The 20,865-nt window shown below is 62.3% G+C and carries 12 protein-coding genes; 11 read left to right on the forward strand and 1 reads right to left on the reverse strand.

The features are described from left to right. The first annotated feature begins 18 nt into the window (after window positions 1–18). The 9 genes from GBEM_RS10595 to GBEM_RS10635 all read left to right on the forward strand — a co-directional run bounded on the left by GBEM_RS10595 (window position 19) and on the right by GBEM_RS10635 (window position 15,982). Window positions 19–1,158: a sensor histidine kinase gene (locus GBEM_RS10595; RefSeq protein WP_012530548.1), complete on the forward strand. Its 1,140-nt coding sequence runs from the start codon at window positions 19–21 to the stop codon at window positions 1,156–1,158. A gap of 25 nt (window positions 1,159–1,183) precedes the next feature. Further along, on the forward strand, window positions 1,184–1,699 hold the full coding sequence (locus GBEM_RS10600) for a response regulator (RefSeq protein WP_012530549.1): 516 nt from the start codon (window positions 1,184–1,186) through the stop codon (window positions 1,697–1,699). A 22-nt stretch (window positions 1,700–1,721) separates the two neighbouring features. Beyond that, window positions 1,722–3,785 (forward strand): hypothetical protein, encoded by a 2,064-nt coding sequence (locus tag GBEM_RS10605; protein ID WP_012530550.1) that lies wholly within the window; start codon window positions 1,722–1,724, stop codon window positions 3,783–3,785. An 18-nt stretch (window positions 3,786–3,803) separates the two neighbouring features. After that, window positions 3,804–6,059 carry a GAF domain-containing sensor histidine kinase gene (locus tag GBEM_RS10610; RefSeq protein ID WP_012530551.1) on the forward strand — a complete coding sequence of 752 codons (2,256 nt, stop codon included), beginning with the start codon at window positions 3,804–3,806 and terminating at the stop codon, window positions 6,057–6,059. A 161-nt stretch (window positions 6,060–6,220) separates the two neighbouring features. Continuing rightward, complete coding sequence (locus GBEM_RS10615) at window positions 6,221–6,616, forward strand: response regulator (protein ID WP_012530552.1); 396 nt, start codon at window positions 6,221–6,223, stop codon at window positions 6,614–6,616. Continuing rightward, window positions 6,617–8,260, forward strand: a complete 1,644-nt coding sequence (locus GBEM_RS10620; RefSeq protein WP_012530553.1) for a sensor histidine kinase — start codon at window positions 6,617–6,619, stop codon at window positions 8,258–8,260. It abuts the gene before it with no gap. Between the two features lie 3 nt (window positions 8,261–8,263). Next, window positions 8,264–11,779: a PAS domain-containing sensor histidine kinase gene (locus tag GBEM_RS10625; RefSeq protein ID WP_012530554.1), complete on the forward strand. Its 3,516-nt coding sequence runs from the start codon at window positions 8,264–8,266 to the stop codon at window positions 11,777–11,779. Window positions 11,780–11,781: 2 nt separating this feature from the next. Further along, on the forward strand, window positions 11,782–14,643 hold the full coding sequence (locus GBEM_RS10630; protein ID WP_012530555.1) for an EAL domain-containing protein: 2,862 nt from the start codon (window positions 11,782–11,784) through the stop codon (window positions 14,641–14,643). Then, on the forward strand, window positions 14,630–15,982 hold the full coding sequence (locus GBEM_RS10635) for a DUF4071 domain-containing protein (protein ID WP_012530556.1): 1,353 nt from the start codon (window positions 14,630–14,632) through the stop codon (window positions 15,980–15,982). Before GBEM_RS10630 ends, GBEM_RS10635 begins: the two co-directional genes overlap by 14 nt. A 4-nt stretch (window positions 15,983–15,986) precedes the next feature. Here GBEM_RS10635 and GBEM_RS10640 read toward each other — a convergent pair whose 3' ends face one another. Continuing rightward, window positions 15,987–16,307, reverse strand: a complete 321-nt coding sequence (locus tag GBEM_RS10640) for a hypothetical protein (RefSeq protein WP_012530557.1) — start codon at window positions 16,305–16,307, stop codon at window positions 15,987–15,989. Between the two features lie 325 nt (window positions 16,308–16,632). Here GBEM_RS10640 and GBEM_RS10645 point away from each other — a divergent pair, with 325 nt between their 5' ends. Both GBEM_RS10645 and GBEM_RS10650 read left to right on the forward strand, forming a co-directional pair. Continuing rightward, window positions 16,633–18,444, forward strand: coding sequence for an AMP-dependent synthetase/ligase (locus GBEM_RS10645; protein WP_012530558.1), 1,812 nt, complete (start codon window positions 16,633–16,635; stop codon window positions 18,442–18,444). Window positions 18,445–18,472: 28 nt separating this feature from the next. Further along, on the forward strand, window positions 18,473–20,842 hold the full coding sequence (locus GBEM_RS10650) for a 3-hydroxyacyl-CoA dehydrogenase/enoyl-CoA hydratase family protein (RefSeq protein WP_012530559.1): 2,370 nt from the start codon (window positions 18,473–18,475) through the stop codon (window positions 20,840–20,842). Window positions 20,843–20,865: the final 23 nt, after the last annotated feature.

Genomic DNA, 20,865 nt, shown 5'->3' on the forward strand with positions numbered 1-20,865 from the left:
CGGAAAAGGACCTCTGTCATGGAGATGGAACTCGCCGAGCGGCTTTACCGACTGATGTTCACCAACATGCGGGAAGGGCTGGCCATCCTGCGCATCGACCCCGACGATGGCGATGGATCCCCGGAGGTGATCGAGATGAACCCCGCCGCTGTGAAACTCTGCCGTTGCCGCCCGTTCAACTGCAAGGTCGTCGACTGTTTCCCCGGCTGGTTCGACGAGGACCGGCTTCAGGAAACCTGCAAACGCCTGGTGGCGTTCGGCGGCATGGTGGAACTGGGCGAGGTCTCCTGGGGAGGGTCCAGTTACCGCGCCCGTATCTTCGGGTTGTCGGAGGAACACTTGGGGCTCGTCGTCGACGACGTAACGCGCCAGAAGAGGGGGGAGGCGGAGATAGCAACGCTTTCGGCCCGGATCGAGCAGCAGACGGCGGGGCTGGAAAAGCGCGTGGCGGAGAGGACCGCGCAGTTGCAGGAAATCAACGAGGAACTCGACAGCTTCGCCTACTCGGTTTCCCATGACTTGCGCGCGCCGCTGCGCGCCATGCGGGCCTTCGCCGGAATACTGCTGGAGGAGGAGCAAAGCGAGGACGAGCGGATAGCGTACCTGAAACGGATCCAGGGGGCGGCGGAGGGTATGGAGCGCCTGATCCAGGATCTCCTCGCCTACAGCCGGGTCGGCCGCCAGGAATTGGTGCTGCAGCGCGTAAGCCTCGATGAGGTGCTTGCCGACGCGGCCAAGCAATTGGAGCTTACCAGCGGGGGCAAGAGCTACCGCTTGGACGTGCGGGACCATCTCCCCGATGTGGTCGGGCACCATACGGTGCTGGTCCAGGTGGTTTTGAACATCATGGGGAACGCCATAAAGTTCGTTCCCAAAGGGGTGGTCCCGGCGCTGGAGGTGTGGGCCGAAGATATAGACGGGGAGTGCCGCCTTAACATCGCCGACAACGGCATCGGCATTGCGCCTGAGCACCAGGAGCGGATCTTCAAGATCTTCGAGCGGCTGCACGGCATAGAAAGCTACGCCGGCACAGGAATCGGGCTAGCCATCGCGCGCAAGGCGGTGACCAGGCTTGGGGGAAGGATAGGGGTGGAGTCCCGGGAAGGGGAAGGGAGCAGGTTCTGGATCGAGCTTAAAAAAGCCGGGCCCGCGTCATGAGGGCCGAACTCGCCAGGAAGGCTGTATGAGCTACGTGCACCATACCATACTGTTGGTGGACAGCGACCAGGATATGGCCCACTTCGCCATGCTCGCGCTGCAGCGGGTCGGTGTCATCACGCCGGTGCAGCTGTTAGGCACTGCAGAGGAGGCCATCGACTACCTGAAGGGGAGCGGCAAATACCAGGAGCGGGAGGACTTCCCGCTGCCGGTTCTGCTGCTCCTCGACCTGAAGCTTCCCGAGATGTCCGGATTGGAGTTCCTGAGCTGGCTGCGGCAGGAACCGGTCCTGAACAGGGCGCCGGTCATCGTGCTGACACAGCCCGGGCCAGAGGGCGAAATCGAGCGCGCCTACGAGCTTGGTTGCAACTCCTTCCTGGTGAAACCCCCTTCTTTCAACACGCTTTTGGTGATGATGCAGACTCTGGTGCAGTACTGGCTGGGCTTGAACCTCCCCCCGCAACTGGCCTCGCCCAACTACGCTTCTCCGCCAAAGGGAGCAGTCGAGGCCGGCGCGGGCACGGCGGAACCCGGCGCGTGACCGGCCAGGGAGCGAGGCTTACATGGCAAATGCGGTGAACAAACCGGAACCGGAGCCTGCGCCAGGCACGGAGAGCGCCGAGGAGCAGGAGAGCCAGGCGGACCGCGGCCGTAGCGTCAGCAAAAGCCACCTGGTGAACCGGCTCAACTACCTCAACTTCCAGGATCAGACCGTGCTGGTCAGCCTGCGGCACGAGGCGTACGACGACGCGATATCCCTGCGCGCCCGTCCGCAGCCCTGCGCCGGGGAACGGCTGGACCTGGTCTGGGCCGAGATCCCGAGCCTCAAGCAGCTGCTGAAGACCTACCGGTTCGAGTACCTGCTCATCGCCGACGGCCGGAAGTACCTGGTGGTGAACTCCGAGCTGCTCACCATCAACGAAGAGGGGCTCTCGCTTTTGCTCCCGGCCGCCTGCCGCGAGTTCCAAGCGAGGAAGATAAAGAGGCACCCGGCGCGGGAGATTTCGGTGCAGTTGATCCAGAACGGCGTCACCTTCGACTGCCAGCTCGTCGACTTCACGCCGGTCTCGGTGCGGGCCGCGGGGAGCCTTAGGAGCGCCGAGACGCTCATGTGGGTCAACACGGAGAGCCCGGTGCACCTGCGCCTTGTGCGGGACGGCGAGGTTATCTACTCCGGCAACTTCGCCATCCACTCGCGGCAGTTGTCCGGCAAGAGCTGCTCCTTCGTGCTGAGGCAGTTAAACAGCAACATCCAGAGATACCGCACCAAGAAGTACCGGAATGCCAGGCAGCAGCTGGTGCCGTCCCCCAACATCGTCTTCGAGCACCCGCTCATCGACAAGCGGGTCAACCTGAAGATGGCCGATATCTCGGGCACCGGCTTCGCGGTCGAAGAAGGGGAGGGTGACAGCGTGCTGATGGCGGGGATGATGCTCCCGGAGCTTAAGATCAGCTTCGCGCACGGCTTCAGCCTCAAGTGCCTGGCCCAGGTGGTTTCCCGCAACGCGGCCGGGGGGGAAGAGGAAGGGAGTGTCCGCTGCGGCCTCGCCATCCTGGACATGGAGATCCACGACCACGTGAAGCTCCTGTCGATCCTGCACCAGGTGGCGAACCGGAAATCGTACGTTTCCGCCGAGGTTGACCTGGACGAGCTTTGGGATTTCTTCTTCGAGACTGGGTTCATCTATCCCGGAAAATACGCACACTTCCAGGCCAACAAGGAGAGCATCAAGGAGACCTACGCGAAGCTCTACACGCACACCCCCCAGATCGCCCGCCATTTCATCTATCTCGACCGCGGCGTCATCCTAGGCCATCTCGCCGTGGTCCGCTTTTACCCGAATTCCTGGCTCATCCACCATCATGCTGCCCGCAAGTCGGTCTCCATCAAGGCGGGGCTCGCCGTGCTGGACCAGGTGAGCCGTTACCTGAACGAGCTGGAAAGCTTCGCCTTCGCCCATCTGCGCTACGTCTACTGCTACTACCGCCCCGACAACAAGTTCCCCAGCCGGGTCTTCGGCGGCTTCGCCAAGAAGCACCAGGACCAGTCAAGCTGCTCGCTCGACCTCTTCTCCTATGCCTTTCACCACGGGACCGGCGAGCGGGCGGGGCTCCCCGTGCCGTGGGAGTTCGGGGAGAGCAGCCGCTTCGACGTGGCGGAGCTTGCGCGCTTTTACCGTCACGTTTCGGGCGGGGTGATGATGCAGGCCTTCGAGCTCTATCCCGGCGGGGCCGACCCGGAGGATCTGGCCCGGGAGTACCGCGCGCTCGGTTTCAGGAAGGAGCTGTACCTGTATTCGCTGCGCAAACAGGGGAGCCTCAAGGCGTTTTTCCTGGTGAACTGCACCGACGCCGGTTTCAACATGGCGGAACTGACCAACTGCGTCACCGTCATGGTGCTGGACGAGAAGGTTCCTGTCGGCTTTATAGAGAGCTGTCTGGAGGAGATCGCCCGGCATTACGATGGGAACGAGATGCCGGTACTTACCTACCCGTTTTCCTACGTTGAGCAGAACTCGATTCCCTACGACAAGGTCTACCTGCTCTGGGTGCTGGACCTGCAGTACAGCGACGACTACCTTGAATACTGCGAGGGGCTGTTCAGGACCGGGAAAAAGGGTGCCTGACGACTGGCCGGAGCTTCGATGCAACCTTCACGACTACGGGACATGCCGCTTTATAACAGCAGGATCATCAACTCCTACATCCTGCTGATAAAGCACAAGTACAGCCACGTGGACATCTCCGAGCTGCTCCTGTACGCAGGTATGAAGGAATACGAGGTTGCCGACCAGGCGCACTGGTTCAGCCAGGAGCAGATCGACAGGTTCCACGAGAAGCTGCAGCAGATGACCGGCAACGCGAGGATCTCGCGGGAGGCCGGGCGCTACGCCGCATCCCCGGACGTCTTGGGGGCGATGAGGCAGTACATCCTGGGGCTAGTGGATGCCTCCAGCACCTTCGACATCATCAGCAAGACCACCGCCAAGTTCACCAGGTCCTCCAGCTACCAGTCGCGTTCCATTGCCTCGAACCAGGTCGAGATAACCGTCACCCCCTACGAGCCTGGGCTGGAGAAGCCGTACCAGTGCGAGAACAGGATCGGGTTCTTCGAGGCGATCGTGCTCGTCTTCAACCACAAGATGACCGACCTGCAGTACTTCCCCGAGATACGCAACCTCCCCACCATCGAGCATCCCGAATGCATGTTCAGAGGGGATCCGGTCTGCCGCTACATCGTCACCTGGGAGAAGACCCTTTTCACCTTCCTGAAAAAGATGAGGAACCTCCTGGCACTCCCCCTTGCTGCGTTGAACCTGGCGCTTTTGGCTATGGGGGATACGGGTGTTTTGACCTGGGTCTTTCCGTCGAGCCTCTGCGTTTTGCTCCTCGTTGCCCTGGCGACGGAGAGCAGCGAGAAAAAGGCGATCAAGGAGAGCCTTTGGAGCACCCGTGACTCCATCGAAAACCTCCTGGACCAGATCAACCTCAACTACAACAACGCCATGCTCACCCATGAGATCGGGCAAAGGCTCGGCAACTACACCCGGATCGAGGAGATGCTCTTCGACGTGGCCCAGATCATGAGGTACCGGCTGGAATACGACCGCGGCATGATCTTTTTGGCGGACGGCGGCAGAAAGCGCCTGGAGCTGCGCGCAAGCTACGGCTACAAGGACGAGGAACTGGCATGCCTCAACTCGCTCCCGTTCCTGCTGGAAAACCGGGAGCTGGGGGACGTTTACCTCGAATGCTTCCGGGGGCAGCGGCCGTTTCTGGTGAACGAGCTGTCCAGCGGCAGCGTGGGCGAAAACACCCTCGCCTGCGCCCACATGAGCGGCACGCGCGCCTTCATCTGCTGCCCCATCGTTGCCGACGGCGCTTCCCTCGGGGTTCTGACCGTGGAAAACGTGCAGGTGAAAAGGCCGCTGGTGGAAAGGGACATCAGCCTGATCATGGGTACCGCCTCGGTGCTAGGGATCAGCATCCGCAACTGCGAGTTGATCGGGGCGCTGGAAACGGCGAACGAAGAGTTGGAACTGAGGGTGGCCAAGAGAACGCAGGACCTGGAGAAAAGCCGCCAGAAGATGCAAGAGCAGCACGAGGAACTGGTGCGGACCTATTTCGACCTGGAGGAGGAGACCGCGCAGCGGTTGAACGCGCTGGAGGAGCTGGCGCGCAAGGAACGGATGCTTTTGCAGCAAAACCGGCTGGCGGCTCTCGGCGAGATGATCAACAACATCGCGCACCAGTGGCGCCAGCCCCTGAACGAACTGGGGCTGATCGTCCAGGAACTTCCCATCATGTACGACCGGGGGGACTTCAACAAGGAGTACCTGCGCGAAAGCGTCGCCAAATTCATGAAGGTTTTGAGCCACACCTCGAAGACCATCGACGACTTCAGGACCTTCTTCAAGCCGGACCGGGAGATGGTCCCCTTCCGGGTCACCGAGGTGGTGGATAAAGCGCTCTCCCTGGTCGCGGAGAGTCTGAAGCACCTGGAGATAAAGGTGACGGTCCATTCCGTCGACGACCCGGCTATCATGGGGCACCCAAACGAGTTCTCCCAGGCGATCCTCAACATCCTCTTCAACGCCCGCGACGCCTTCAAAGAGCGTAGCATCTCTTGCCGGCAGATCGAGATCCGCATCTTCCTGGAAGACGAAACCGCCGTAGTTACCATAGGCGACAATGCCGGCGGCATCCCCGAGGAGATCATGGACAAAATATTCGATCCCTATTTCACCACCCGCGGACCGGAGCAGGGGACCGGGATCGGCCTCTATATGACCAAGATGATCATCGAGAAAAACATCCCCGGGAAACTGTCGGTGCGCAACACGGAAAAGGGGGCGGAATTCAGGATCGAGGTGGGCAAAGTTGCGTCCCGCCAGCATTGACATGGTTTCCCATGCGGTTAGAATAAGTGCGGATTAATTTTAAGCGTTAGTACCTATTAATAACGCTTTTCCACTGGCCGGGCCGGCACGGATATTCGAAGGCATGCTCGGCCATGTTTTTGCTGCCTGCCTGCAAACTTGGTTTTCCCACGGAGAAGCCGATGGCAGAGTCGTACATACTGCTAGTTGAAGACAATCCCGACGATGCCTTCCTTGCCACCCGCATCATCAGGAAGGTGTGCCCCGACGAGATCCTCGTGGCAAGGGACGGCGAAGAAGCAACCGAACTGCTGCAACGCATGGCCCGAGACGGGAGTTATCACCGCATCAGGCTCATGCTCCTCGACCTCAAGCTCCCGAAGATAAACGGCCTCGACCTCCTGCTCTGGATCCGCAAGAACGACCAGCTCCAAAAACTCGACGTTGCCATTCTCACCTCCTCGGACAACGAAATGGATCAGGAACGCTGCTTCGAGCTGGAGGTGCTCGACTACCTCTACAAACCGATGACTGCCGACATGCTGCAGGGCCTGCTGCGGCGCAGGGAGGAGGGGTGAATGCCAGATGAGCCTGCCCGGGGGAGCGAAGGGATCCCCCTGCCGCGCGAGGTCGGCGGCATAGCCCTTTTGTACGTAGAGGACGAGGCGGACGCGAGAGTCATGGTGGCGAAGATGCTCAGCATGAACTACCCGCACCTCACCATCTACCACGCCGACAACGGTGCCTCCGGGCTTGAGCTTTACCGGCAGCGGCGCCCCGACATCGTGATGACCGACATCAACATGCCCGTCATGGACGGGATCAGGATGTCCCGGGAAATCAAATCCCTAAACCCCGAAGTACACATCATCGCAGTAACAGCCCACAGCGACACCTCCTACCTCTTGAACGCCATCGAAATCGGCGTGCACAACTACGTGCTGAAGCCGCTCAACTACCAGGAACTGTTCGGCGTGATCGACAAGGTGCTGGAACAGGTGACACTGAAGCGCCTGGTGGGGGAGCAAAACCAGCGCATCCTCGAGAGCGAGAAGCAGTTGGCCGGCTCCCAGCGTATCGCCCACCTGGGAAGCTGGGAGTGGCACGTTGACTGCGGCACCATGAAATGGTCGGACGAGCTCTACCGCATCTGCGGCCTCGATCCCGGCTCTCTCACCCCTGACTACCAGCGTTTCCTGGAGCTTTTCTCCGTAGAAGACCGCCCGGTCATCGAGGGGCTCATGCATGACGCCCTGAAGGGAGAGGCGGAGGAGGATCACCGTTTCTGCCGCGTGCTCCGACCCGACGATTCCAGAAGAATCGTCCGGGTGGAAGCGGACCTCTTGACGGAGGACCGCGGCCAGAAGGCGACGGTGATCGGCACCTGCCACGACGTGACCGAGCTGAAGGAAGCGGAGGAACAGGTTCGGCTGTTGACGGAGGACCTAGAGCGGCGCGTGATCCAGCGCACCTCGCTTTTGCAGGCGACGGTGAGCGAACTAGAGAGTTTCAGCTACTTCGTCTCTCACGATCTACGCGCGCCGGTGGCCCGGCTGGAAGGTTACTGCAAGGCGCTTTTGGAGGACTGCGGGGCCGAGGGGCACGGCAACTGCCAGCAGTACGCCGAACGCGCCGAGCACGTGGCGCAGCAGATCAAGCAGATCATCGACGCTTTCAACAGCCTGACCCACTACGCGCGTTGCGCCCTTGCCCTAGGCGAGACCGACCTGAGCTCGATGGTAAGGGAGGTGGCTCAAGAGCTTCAGCAGGGCGAGCCGCAGCGCCGGGTCGAGGTTCTGGTGGCGCCCGGTATCAGGGTGAGGGGGGACGCGGAACTGCTGCGGACAGCCTTGAGCGAGCTTTTGAAAAACGCCTGGAAGTTCACCTCCACGACGGAGTACGCCCGCATCGAGTTCGGCAGGCGCGTGCAGGAAGGGGCATCGATCTACTACGTAAAGGACAACGGGGCCGGTTTCAACATGAAGTACGTCGACAAGCTCTTCAAACCTTTCCAGACCATCCACACCCCCGGCGAGTTCGATTGGAGCGGCACCGGGATCGGTCTCGCCAAGGTGCACAGCATCATCCTGCGCCACGGCGGCCGGGTCTGGGCTGAGGGAGAGGTCGGCTACGGGGCGACCTTCAGCTTTACCCTGGAACCCAACCCCGAAACGGGGAGCTATCTGACGGAGGGGCTTTCCTCCCAGGAACAAAGGGGCTAGGGCATGGCCTACGACCAATCCGCATCCAGGCTGCCTGCAGAAGGGATCGAGGAACTGAGGGCGCACTTGGCCGCCATCGTCGATTCCTCCGACGACGCCATCGTCAGTAAGTCCCGGGAAGGGATCGTCACCAGTTGGAACCAGGGTGCCGAAAGACTCTATGGCTACAGCGCCGCCGAGGCCATCGGGCGCCATATCTCGTTCCTGGTGCCTCCGGAGCGCCTCGACGAGCAGAGGCAGCTTACCGAGAAGATACTGCAAGGGGAACGCGTCAAGAACCTGGACACCATCCGTCTCCCCAAAAACGGGGGTGAAATCCCCGTCTCCCTCACCCTCTCCCCCATCTACTGCGAGACCGGCACCATCACAGGGATTTCCATCATAGCCCGCGACAATACGGAGCGCCTGAGGATGGTGCGGCTTTTGCGGGAGAGCGAGATGCGCTACCGGGTCCTTGTAGAGATGGCCCCCGACGCCGTCTTCGTGCACCAGGACGGGCGTTTTGTCTATGCCAACTGCGCGGCCTTAGGCATCTGCGGGGTGCGGAGCAGGGAAGAGCTGCAAAGGCGCACCCTCTTTGACCTGGTGCATCCCGAGGACCGGGGAAAACTGCGTCAGCGCATCGACGAACTAAAGGCGGACCAGGGGATAGCGCAGCAGGAATACCGGATGTGCTGTCCGCAGGGCAAAGAGCTGGTCCTGGAAACATCCTCCAGCCTCATCGACTACCAGGGAATTCCTTCCATACAGGTCATCGCCCGCGACGTAACGCTACGGAAGCAGCAGGAGCGCGAGCGTGAGCAGATGCTCAAGGATCTCGCCTTTCAGCAGAGCCGTTTCGAGATCATGGTCAGGCAGTTGCCGATAGGGGTGGTCATCGCCGAGGCTCCATCGGGCAAGACCCTTTACCAAAACGAGCGCTCCCGGCAGATATTCGGGCGCGATATCGCCCCCGTCTCAGGAATCGAAGATTACCGGCAATGGGAGATGTTTCGCCTGGATGGCGCCCCCCTTCCCGCCGAACAGTGCCCCGTCGCCCTCTCTCTGCTGCAAGGGGAGATCATCTCCGGGGACGAGTACAAGATCAGGCGGGGCGATGGCTCCTACGGTTACATCTGCGTCAACTCGACCCCGCTGCGGGATGCCTCTGGGGAGATCGTCTCCGCCGTGGCGGCCTTCACCGACATCACCGAAAGCAAGCTCGCGGCCCAGGCGCTCTTTGAGAGCGAGGAACGCCTGAAGCTGGCGCTCGATGCGGCCGAGATGGGATCCTGCGATATTGACGTGAATACAGGCGCGGGGATCTGGTCCCTGTATCACTTCACGCTCCTGGGCTACCCCGCGCCCGAAGGCGAATCGGCCCCGGCCGCAACCTCCATGTGGCTCGATCTGGTGCATCGGGACGACCTGGAAGAGGTAAAGAGGCTGCTGGAACAGGCCCGCAGGGACGACACCCTGTTCCGCTCGGAGCACCGCATCCTCCGGGCCGGCAGCGGCGAAACCGTCTGGGTCAACGTGATGGGGCGCTTCATCTGCGAGCAGACGGAAGGAAGGTGCCGCTTCATCGGCGTCATCTTCGACGTCAGCGAACGCAAGGCTGCTGAGGAGGCGCTTTTGCGCAACGTCCGGCGCTTTAGGCGCATGGCGGATACGATGCCCCAAATATTCTGGACCGCGAGGCCAGACGGCAGCGTGGACTACATCAACGCCTACTTCGAGGAGTACGCCGGCATCGACAGAAGCGGCGTGGAGGAGGGGCACGTCACCGCTGAGACCCTCCTCTCCGGTGTGGTCCATCCCGATGACCGTGACGGGCTGGAGAGCGCCTGGTTCCGGTCCATGGAGAGCTGCGAGCCGTTCCAGTACGAAAGCCGGGTGCGCCGCAAAGACGGGGTCTATCGCTGGCATCTGAGCCGTGCCCGGGCCGAGCTCGACGAGCAGGGAAGGGCGGTCAAGTGGTACGGGACCGCGACCGACATCGACGAGCTGAGGGAGACGCAGGAAAAGCTCGCGGCCAGCGAGACCAGGTTCCGTTGGCTTTACGAATCGAACCTGATCGCCATCTTCTACTGGAACCGCGACGGCGCCATCACCGATGCGAACCAGGCCTACTGCGACCTGGCGGGGTACACCGCCGAGGAATGCCGGTCGGGAGGGCTCAACTGGTTGGACGTGACGGCACCCGAGTACCTGGAAAAAGACGTAGCCGCCGTGGCGGAGAGCCAGATTCACGGCATCTGCAGGTCCTACGAGAAGCTCTTTATAAACCATGCTACCGGCGTGAAGGTGCCGGTACTGACCGCCATCGCCATCTCGGCCGGCTCCGACGAGGGGATCGGCTTCGCCGTGGACCTGACCGAGCTGAAGCGCGCGGAGCATGCGCTGAAGCACAGCGAATCCACGCTGAAACTCGCCGTCGAGACCACCGGGCTCGGCATCTTCGACCTCGAGCTGAAAACCGGCAAGGGGGAGTGGTCCCCTATCGCCAAGAGTCACTACGGCCTCCCTGCCGATGCGGAAGTGGACCTCTCCACGGTGATTACAGGGGTGCACCCGGAAGACAAGGAGAAGGTAGAGCGGATCGCCAGGGACGCCGCGAGCCCCGGAGGCGCCGGCATTTACAGCGCCGAATACCGTACCGTAGGCGCCATGGACGGCAAGGTCCGCTGGCTCAGCATGCGCGGCCGGGTCTTCTACGACGACGAGGGGACTCCGTTGCGCCTGGTCGGCGCCTGCCTCAACGTAACCGACGTGGTGCAGGCCCAGGAGACGCTCAACGAAGAGATGAGCGAAAGGCTGCGTGCGGTCGAAGAACTGCGCCGCCAGGAGCAGTTGCTGATCAGGCAGGGGCGGCTTGCGGCCATGGGAGAGATGATCGCCAACATAGCGCACCAGTGGCGCCAGCCCCTGAACACGCTGGGGCTCATCATCCAGGAACTTCCCACTTACCACGAGCGGAACCTTCTCACCGTCGAGTACCTGGAGGGGAGCGTCTCCCGTGCCATGCAGGTGATCAACTACATGTCCCAGACCATCGACGGGTTCCGCAACTTCTTCGGCCCGGACAAGGAATACCAGACCTTCCTGGCGAGCGAGGTGCTGGAGAAGACGGTCTCCATCCTCGACGCGGCGTTCGCCGAGCTGAACCTGGAACTTGTGGTGTGGGTGGACCGCGAGGCGGTGGTGCACGGCATACCGAACGAGTACTCGCAGGTGCTTCTCAACATCCTGATGAACGCGAAAGACGCGCTCCTGGAGCGCAAGGTCGAGCATCCAAAGGTCGAGGTCAGGCTCTTCAGGGAGGGGGGGAAATCGGTGGTCACCATCACGGACAACGCAGGGGGGATACCCACGGAGATCATGGACAAGATTTTCGACCCGTACTTCACCACCAAGGGACCGGACAAAGGGACCGGCATCGGCCTGTTCATGTCCAAGACCATCATCGAGAAAAACATGAAGGGCTCGCTTACGGTGACAAACCAGCCGGAAGGGGCCCAATTCCGCATCGAGGTCTGATCATGGAACCTTTGAACCGGCCGTTGAAGGACATCTCGCTCTTGCTGGTCGAGGACGAAATCGAGGCGCGGGACATGCTGGGACGGATGCTCGGCCTCAACTACCAGGGCGTGAGGATATACACCGCCGACAACGGGATGAGCGGCCTAGAGGCCTTCCGCCAGTTCCGGCCCGAGATCGTGGTCACCGACATCAACATGCCGCAGATGAATGGCATCGCCATGGCGCGCGAGATCAAGGAGCTCGACCCCGAGGCCACCATCGTCGCCGTGACCGCCCACAGCGAAACCTCGTACCTGATGAGCGCCATCGAGATTGGCATGGACCATTACGTGCTGAAGCCGGTGAACTACCCGGAACTGTTCCACGTGCTGGACCGCATCGCCGACAAGATCATGCTGAAGCGACTGGTTTCCGAGCAGGTGGAGCGTATCCGGCGCAGGGAGCAGCAGCTCTCCCAGGCGGAGAGAATCACGCACCTGGGGAGCTGGGAGTGGAACCTGGAGACAGGCCAAGCGGTCTGGTCCGACGAACTGTATCGGATCCTCGGGCTGGTGCCGGAGAGCGCCCCGGCGACCTTCGAAGCGCTTTTGCAGATGGTGCACCCGGCCGACCGGGAGGCCCTGGAAAAGGCGGTTCAGCAGCTGCGCGAGACCGGCAGCGCCATGGGAATCCATTACTACCGGCTGCTGCGCGCCGACGGCGAGACCCGCATCGTTCGCGGCCAGCTCGAGTCGGTCAGAGACGGCAGCGGTCGGCAGACGGTGATCGGCGCCTGCCACGACGTCACCGAACTCAAATGGGCAGAGGCAGCCCTGCGCGCCTCCGAGCGGCGCTTCTCCAAGATATTCCAGGCGACCCCGGACCTCCTGAGCATCACGAGCCTGACGGACGGGACCATACTGGAGGTGAACGAGGCTTTCCTGCGCGCCCTGGGTTACCAGCGCCAGGAGGTGATCGGCACCTACGCCGGGGAGCTTGGGCTTTGGGCCGACTCGGATCAGCCGGCGGCCCTTTTGCAGCAGCTTGAGGTGCGGGGCGAGGTGAGGGACATCGAGGTGCGGCTTAAGGGGAGAAACGGCCGGGAGCTTGAAGGGCTGGTGTCAGCTGAGCTCATTGAGATCAACGGCAACCCCTACCTGCTCACGCTCTTCAAGGACATCAGCGAGAGAAAAAGGCTTGAGGAGGACCGGGCGCGGCTGGCCGCCATCGTGGAATCCTCCGACGACGCCATCATGGCCGTGGACCGCGAGGGGGCCATCACCAGTTGGAACGCCGGGGCCGAAAAGATGTTCGGCTATCCCGCCCAGGACATGAAGGGGGTGCACCTTTCCTTCCTGGTCTCCCCGGAGAAAAAGGAGCAGGTCACTTGCCTCAACGACGGTATCCGCAGCGACGGCGCGGTCACCCACTGCGAGGTGGTGCACGTGACCCGCGGGGGGAGGCAGATCTACGTCTCCCTCACCATGTCCCCCATCAAAAGCGCCGACGGCGGCGTCGTCGGGACCTCCTGCATCGCGCGCGACGTAACCGAGCGCACCCGCATGGAAGAGATCATCAAGCACCAGGCCCAGCACGACACCCTGACCGACCTCCCCAACCGCAAACTCTTCGGCGATTTCCTCAACCTGGAGCTGGCCCAGGCGCGGCGCAACAGAAAGAGCCTCGCCGTGCTCTTCATGGACCTGGACCGTTTCAAGCAGGTAAACGACACCTTGGGGCACGCGGCGGGGGACCGTCTGCTGCAGGCTGTGGCGCAAAGGTTGAAGCGCTGCGTGCGCGAGTCGGACACAGTGGCGCGCATAAGCGGCGACGAATTCAACGTCCTCATGCCGGACTTGGCCCAGACCGACGACGTCGGCATCGTGGTCGGCAAGATCATGGGGGTATTCCGGACCCCGTTCGTCCTGGAGGGGGCCGAGTTGAAGGTGACCACAAGCGTCGGCGTGAGCATGTTCCCGGACGACGGCGACTCGGCCCAGGAGCTTTTGCAAAAGGCCGACGGCGCCATGTACGTCGCGAAACAGACCCCCGGCAACAGCTACCAGTTCTACAACGGCGAGATCAACGCCCGCACCGTGGCCCGGCAGAACATGGAGCGCCGCCTGCGCGAGGCGGTGTCCAAAAACGAGCTGGATCTGGTCTACCAGCCGTTGTTGAGCCTTAAGTCGGGGGAGATCGTCGGGGCGGAGGCCCTTTTGCGCTGGCACCACCCCGAGCATGGGCAATTGCTCCCTTCGCAGTTTCTCCCGGTCGCCGAGGAGACCGGCGCCATCGTCCCCATCGGCGAGTGGGTCCTCTTCAACGCCTGCCGCCAGATGCGCCTGTGGCAGAGCCAGGGGTTCGACTTGAGCGTGGCGGTGAACCTCTCCAACCGCGAGTTCCACCAGCCGAACTTCATCGACCTGGCCATGCGCGCCCTTTCCCAAAGCGGCCTCGACCCCGCCTCCCTGGAGCTGGACGTCACCGAGAAAGCGATCATGGACAACCCCGCGTTCTCGCTACGCAACATGCGCCGGCTGACCGACATCGGCGTCGCCTTCTCGGTGGACGACTTCGGCGTCGGCGCCTCCTCCCTTTCCCGGATCAAGGAACTCCCCATCGCCAAGGTCAAGATCGACCGCAGCTTCATCAGGGACATCCTCACCGAGCCCAATGACCTGGACGTGGTCTCCGCCGTCATCTGCATGTCGCACAGCCTCAAGATGAGGGTCAACGCGGTCGGGGTCGAGTCTGCCGAGCAACTCGCCCTGGTCGGCAGTTTCGGCTGCGACGAGGTGCAGGGAGATCTGATCAGCAGGCCGCTTCCCCCGCACGAGTTCGAACGCCTGTTGGTGGAGGGAGGGGTTCATGCCGAATTCTGAGCCGCTTTGCCTGGTCATCATCCCCTACGAAAAGAAAAAGGACGCCGCCGGCAAGGTGGTCGATTACGAGACGGTGTTCCGCAGGCTGATCGTGCCTGCCGTGGAGGCAGCCGGGCTCTTGCCTGTGCGCGCCGACGAGCAGAGGACCGGATGCCTCAACCTCAGGCAGCCGCTGGAGCGGCTGAGGTATTGCGACTGCGCCCTGGCCGACCTCTCCACCGGCGACCCCAGGGTCTTGTACCAGCTGGGGATCAGGCAGGCTGTGCATCCGGTCCGGACGCTTCTGGTCTACGCGGCAGGTTGCGCCCAGCTCCCGCTGGAGGCAGAGGGGCTCCCGGCGGTCCCCTACCGCGTGTCGCCGCACGGCCAGCCGATGCACGAGGCGAAATACCGCGCTCTCTTGACGGAGCGTCTGGCGGAGGCGATGGAAGGCGCTGCGGAAAGCGAGGTGTACCGCGCCCTGCGTGGGGGAAGCGGAGAGCAGGCGGCAAAAAAGGAGAGGATAGCCGGGCGGGAGCTTCACGCCACCGTCTTTGCCAACCTGCTTAAAAAGGGGCGGGCCGGGGGGCTTGCCGCGCTGCGCGAATTGCAGTCGGAGCTCTCCGTTCACTCCGAGGCCGACCCGGCGGACCTGGTCGAACTCCTGCTCAGCTATCGCGCGCTGAACGGCTGGAGCGAGATCATCGAGCTGGCAAGGCAGATGCCCCCCGCCCTGGCGGACAGCGTCCTGGTGCAGCAGCAGTTGGGGCTTGCCTTGAACTGGGCCGGAGAGGGGGAGCATGCGGAACAGGTGCTGCGTCAGCTCATCGCACGGCGCGGGCCTAGCAGCGACAGCTACGGCATCCTGGGGCGGATAATGAAGGACCGCTGGGAACAGGCGCTTACGCGGGGCGAGATGGAGCTTGCCAGGGAATTGCTGCAAAAAGCCGCCTCGGCATATCTGAAAGGGTTCGAGGCGGACTGGCGCAGCACCTATCCCGGAGTAAATGCGGTAACACTCATGGAGCTGAAGGAGCCGGCGGACCCGCGCCGCCGCGAAATCCTCCCGGTGGTGCACTACGCTGTGGAGCAGCGCATCCGCTCTGGCGCCGCCGATTACTGGGACTACGCAACGCTGTTAGAGCTGGCCGCTTTGTCCTGCGACGAAGCGAAGGGGAGGGATGCCCTGGGGCGCAGCCTCGCCATGGTGCGCGAGGCGTGGGAGCCGGAGACGACGGCACGCGACCTGCGGCTGATCCGGGAAGCGCGCCAGCGCCGCGGGGCGGAGTGCCCGGCCTGGGCCGAGTACGCCGAGTCCGAATTGCTGAAGGCGGCCGAGCGCGGCACGGCGCGCCCCTGACGGCTTAGAGCTTGCCGAAGGCCCGCAGGAACTGCGGCAGCAGCAAGGGGGCGTCCGAGTTGATGGCTCCCCCGAGGAAATCCATGATGCCGGGGCGGTACCCGTCGTGCCAGATCTTACTGAACATCTCCGCGCTGGTGCGGCAGGAGCAGTCCGCCTTCCCGGCGTCGCCTTCCAGCGTGTAACTGTCGGCCGATATTGCGATGGTGATGGAAGCTTCTCCCAAGGTAAAGCGGAAGACCGTCCTGTCGGTGAAAACCCCTTTACAGAATAAAGTACCCATCTCCCCGGTTATAGCTTCTACGACTTTCTGATCTTCATGCATAACTCTCTGTCCCCTATTCAAATACTTTAGCTGTAACAGTTCCTGAGTCAGCACTGCGGTCTCGCCGGATAGCGGCAAAGAGCAAGGCTGACTGTCAGTGGGATATTTTTATCCTGTCCAGGTTGTACAACTCGGACTGCGGGATAATATTGATCATCGCCGCCGAAGTCAAACCATTCCTTGCCGCATTGCAAGCTCCTTATTCATAGCTGCGGCAGCAGAATACTTCCACAAGACATTTTCGTAGCTTGATATATGTCTGCTCCATGTACTATGCTTTGAGCAATGGAGTTTTTGTTTTCCAGTTTCTCCGTTGGAGTCAGTCATGGAAAAGGTTCCTTACCGGTCGATACCGGACATGCTCAGACATAGCGCCGCTCAATACCAGACGCTTAACGCCGTCGAGTTCAGAAAGAACGGACAGTGGGTCACCCTGAGCTACGCCCAGTTCTACAATCGGGCGCTCATGGTGTCGCGGGGGCTGCGCAAGCTGCGGATGAAACCCGGGGACAGGATCGCCATCTTGTCCGAGAACCGCGCCGGGTGGATCATCGCCGACATGGGCATCCTTTGCGGCGGCGGCGTCACCGTCCCGGTCTATGCCACCGGCACTCCGGACCAGATAGCCTATGCGCTTTCCAGTTGCGAGGCGCGCATCGTCTTCGTCTCCGGCAAGGTGCAATACCGGAAGCTGCTCCAGGTGCGGGACGCGCTGCCCCATCTGGAACACGTCATCTCCTTCGAGCGCTTCCTAGGCGAAGCGGCGCTGCCGGTTACGACCTTCTACCAGCTGAGCGAGGTGGACGACCCCATCCTCGACACCGAAAGGGCCGAGATCGATTCGGTGATCGACTCTCTTACCCCGGAAATGCCGGCCACCATCATCTACACCTCGGGTACGACCGGCACCCCCAAGGGGGCCGTGCTCACGCACGGCAACCTCGTTTTCGACGTCTGGGCCACTCTCGACAAGGTCGGGGGGGTGGGGCAGGAGGACCTCTTCCTGAGTTTTCTCCCCCTAAGCCACGTATTCGAGCGCAGCGTCGGGTACTATCTCCCCCTTTCCTGCGGCGCCGCCATCGCCTTCGCCGACAGCATGGAGAAGATCTCGGAGAACATGATGGAGCTGCACCCGACCATCATGGTCTGCGTGCCGAGGTTCTTCGAGAAGATCTATTCCCGCATCTACGAAGCGGTGCATCAGCTCTCCCTTTTCAAGAGGAAGATGTTTCGGCGCGCCCTTGCCGTCGGGCGCAGCTACGTCTACGCGCGCTACATAGACAAGTACGTGCCGTTTTGGCTTTCCTTCCAGCACGCGATCGCGGACCGGCTGGTATTCAGCAAGCTGCGCAGCCGCTTCGGCGACCGCCTCAAGTTCTGCGCCAGCGGCGGAGCCCCCCTGGACCGGGAAATCAACGAGTTCTTCTGGATCATCGGCGTCCCGGTCTTCGAGGGGTACGGCCTCACCGAGACGAGCCCGGTCCTTTGCAGCAACAGCTATAACGGCCTGCGCTTCGGGTCGGTGGGGACCCCTCTTGCCTTCACCGAGATCGCCATAGCAGGCGACGGCGAGGTGCTGGCGCGCGGCCCGCAGGTCATGGCCGGCTACTATAACGACGAGGCCGCGACGAAGGAGGCGCTGGTCGACGGCTGGTTCAGGACCGGCGACATCGGCCGCTTGGAGGAAGGCTTCCTCTATATCACCGACCGCAAAAAGGATCTGATCGTCACCGCCGGAGGGAAGAACATCGCCCCCCAGCCGATCGAGAACCTCCTGAAGCGGGACAAGTACATCTCCCAGGCCTACGTATACGGCGACAGGAAGCCATACCTGACGGCACTTCTGGTCCCGACCCTGGAAAGGCTTTTGGAATTCGCCCAGGAACGCAGAATCGCCTACCACGACCTGGAAGACCTGGTCGTGCACCAGCCGGTGATCGAGCTGTACAAAAGCCGCGTCGAGGCTGTCAACAACGAGCTTGCCCCCTTCCAGACCATCAAGAAGTTCGCGCTCTTGCCGCGCGACTTCACCATGGACAGCGGCGAGCTGACCCCGACCCTCAAGGTGAAACGGCAGGTAATCTCGGAGAGGTACCGGGACCAGATAGACCATCTCTACAACGGCAGCGAATCGTAAGGGCCTGCCTGCGCAATCGGAGGACGTGATGAGACAGATAAACAAGGTCGCGGTACTGGGGGCAGGGGTCATGGGAGCGGCCATAGCTGCGCATCTGGCCAACGCCGGCATCGAGGTACTGCTGCTGGACCTGGTTCCCCCCGACGCCCCGCCCCGGGGAGAGGGAGCGGACCGGGAGCGAAGCCGGATTGCCACGAACGCGCTTTCCGCCTTAGCCTCCGCGAAGCCCGCGCCGCTGTACGCGCCGGCCTATGCCGAATACATCCACCCCGGCAATTTCGAGGACGACGCGGCAAGGCTCAAGGAATGCGACTGGGTGATCGAGGTGGTGCTGGAGAACCTGGAGGTGAAGCTGAAGCTCTTCGCAGAGCTGGTGGTTCCGAACCTGAAGCCCGACGCCGTTCTTTCCACCAACACCTCCGGGCTCTCGGTGAACGAACTGGCCCGGGCGCTGCCGGAAGAGGTGAGGCGGCGCTTCATGGTCACCCATTTCTTCAATCCCCCCCGCTACATGCGCCTGATGGAGATGGTCCCCTGTGCCGAAACCGACCCGAAAGTGCTGGCCGCGATGGCGCAATTCCTGGGGAAGAGGCTCGGTAAGGGGGTGGTCTACGGGAAGGACACCCCGAACTTCATCGCCAACCGCATCGGCACCTATGCCGGCTCCGCCGCCTGGCGCCATATGACGAGCATGGGGCTTACCGTCGAGGAGGTCGACGCCGTCACCGGCCCGGCGCTCGCCCGACCCAAGACCGGCACCTTCGCCCTTTGGGACCTGGTGGGGATCGATACGGTGGTCCGGGTGCTCGACAACAGCTATGCCCTTCTTTCCGGCGACGACGAGCGCGAACTGCTCCGGGTGCCGGAAGAGATCCGGCGCATGGTCGCCGACGGCCTTACCGGCAAGAAAGGAAAGGGGGGCTTCTATCGTCGCGAGACCGTAGAAGGGGAAAGCGTGAAGGTTTGCTACGACTACCATAGCGGCAGCTACAACCCCTGCGTCCGTCCCAAGTTCGCCTCGGTGGCCGCCGCCAAACAGATCGACGACCCGGCGCAGCGCGTGAGGACTCTTCTATCCGGTGGGGATCGCGCGGCTCAATTCGCCTGGCTCACCCTGCGGGACACCTTGATCTACGTAGTGAAGAGGCTTGCCGAAATCGCCGACGACGTGGTCAACGTCGATAACGCCATGAAATGGGGTTACAACTGGGAGCTCGGCCCCTTCGAATTGCTGGACGCCCTCGGGGTCGCCGAGTTCGTCTCCCGCTGCGAGCGCGACGGCGTTGCCCTGCCGGACTGGCTCAAAGAGGTGCAGAGCTTCTACCGGGTCGAGGGGGGCAAAAAGTTCCAGTACCTCCCGGAAAAGCACGATTTTGCGGAAATACCGAGGCCCGAGGGAAGCGTCTCGCTCACCCTTTTGAATAGCGCCGGCGGCGAGGTGGAGCGAAACTCAGCCGCTTCGCTCATCGACATAGGGGACGGCGTATTCTGCCTCGAATTCCATTCCAAGCTGAACACCATGGGGGGGGAGACGCTCGCCATGATCCAGAAGGGGATCCGGCGCGCCGAGGCCGACGGGGTCGGGATGGTCATCGCCAACGAGGGGGGGGCGTTCTCCGCCGGCGCCAACCTGATGCTCGTCGCCATGGCGATAGCGGAAGGGGCCTGGGACGACTTAGCCCTCACCGTAAAGGCCTTCCAAAAGGCGATGATGTCCATCAAGTACTCGAAGGTTCCGGTGGTCGCCGCTCCCCACGGCCTAGCCATGGGAGGGGCGTGCGAGACCTGCCTGCACGCCGACGCCATCAACGCCCATGCCGAGACCTACATGGGGCTGGTGGAGATCGGCGTAGGGCTGATCCCGGCCGGCGGCGGCACCAAGGAGATGGCCATCAGGGCGGTCAGGCTTGCCGAGGAGAACGGGGCCGACGTCCAGCCCTTTTTGTTCCGCAACTACCAGAACATCGCCATGGGCAAGGTGAGCAGTTCCGCTGCCGAACTGCTGACGCTGGGGCTTATGCGGCAGGGGGACGGCATCACGCTCGACCTGGACCGGCGCATCCACGACGCCAAGCTGAAGGCGATAGCGCTCGCCGCGAACTACCGGCCGGGGCGCCCGTCAACCGGCATCAAGGCGCCCGGTAAAAGTGTCGCCTCCAGCATCAAGGTGCAGCTTTGGAACCTTGAGCGCGGCGGCTTCATTTCCAGCTACGACAGCTACCTCGCCTCAGGCATAGCCGACGTCATCACCGGCGGCGACGTCCCCGGCGGCACCCTCATCACCGAAGAGTACCTGTTGGAGCTGGAGCGCGAGATGTTCCTCAAGTTCTGCGGCCAGAAGAAGACCCTGGAGCGCATCCAGCACATGCTGAAAAAAGGGAGGCCTCTCAGGAACTAGGGGGGCGCTACCATAGGAGAAAC

The organism is Citrifermentans bemidjiense Bem (assembly GCF_000020725.1).
GTDB classification, from domain to species: domain Bacteria; phylum Desulfobacterota; class Desulfuromonadia; order Geobacterales; family Geobacteraceae; genus Geomonas; species Geomonas bemidjiensis.

What these genes read in the sequence shown, in the direction of transcription:
- GBEM_RS10610 (WP_012530551.1), top strand. Translation starts at nt 3,804, where the DNA reads ATGCAACCTTCACGACTACGGGACATGCCGCTTTATAACAGCAGGATC.
- GBEM_RS10615 (WP_012530552.1), top strand. Translation starts at nt 6,221, where the DNA reads ATGGCAGAGTCGTACATACTGCTAGTTGAAGACAATCCCGACGATGCC.
- GBEM_RS10630 (WP_012530555.1), top strand. Translation starts at nt 11,782, where the DNA reads ATGGAACCTTTGAACCGGCCGTTGAAGGACATCTCGCTCTTGCTGGTC.
- GBEM_RS10600 (WP_012530549.1), top strand. Translation starts at nt 1,184, where the DNA reads ATGAGCTACGTGCACCATACCATACTGTTGGTGGACAGCGACCAGGAT.
- GBEM_RS10595 (WP_012530548.1), top strand. Translation starts at nt 19, where the DNA reads ATGGAGATGGAACTCGCCGAGCGGCTTTACCGACTGATGTTCACCAAC.
- GBEM_RS10650 (WP_012530559.1), top strand. Translation starts at nt 18,473, where the DNA reads ATGAGACAGATAAACAAGGTCGCGGTACTGGGGGCAGGGGTCATGGGA.
- GBEM_RS10645 (WP_012530558.1), top strand. Translation starts at nt 16,633, where the DNA reads ATGGAAAAGGTTCCTTACCGGTCGATACCGGACATGCTCAGACATAGC.
- GBEM_RS10620 (WP_012530553.1), top strand. Translation starts at nt 6,617, where the DNA reads ATGCCAGATGAGCCTGCCCGGGGGAGCGAAGGGATCCCCCTGCCGCGC.
- GBEM_RS10635 (WP_012530556.1), top strand. Translation starts at nt 14,630, where the DNA reads ATGCCGAATTCTGAGCCGCTTTGCCTGGTCATCATCCCCTACGAAAAG.
- GBEM_RS10640 (WP_012530557.1), bottom strand. Translation starts at nt 16,307, where the DNA reads ATGCATGAAGATCAGAAAGTCGTAGAAGCTATAACCGGGGAGATGGGT.
- GBEM_RS10625 (WP_012530554.1), top strand. Translation starts at nt 8,264, where the DNA reads ATGGCCTACGACCAATCCGCATCCAGGCTGCCTGCAGAAGGGATCGAG.
- GBEM_RS10605 (WP_012530550.1), top strand. Translation starts at nt 1,722, where the DNA reads ATGGCAAATGCGGTGAACAAACCGGAACCGGAGCCTGCGCCAGGCACG.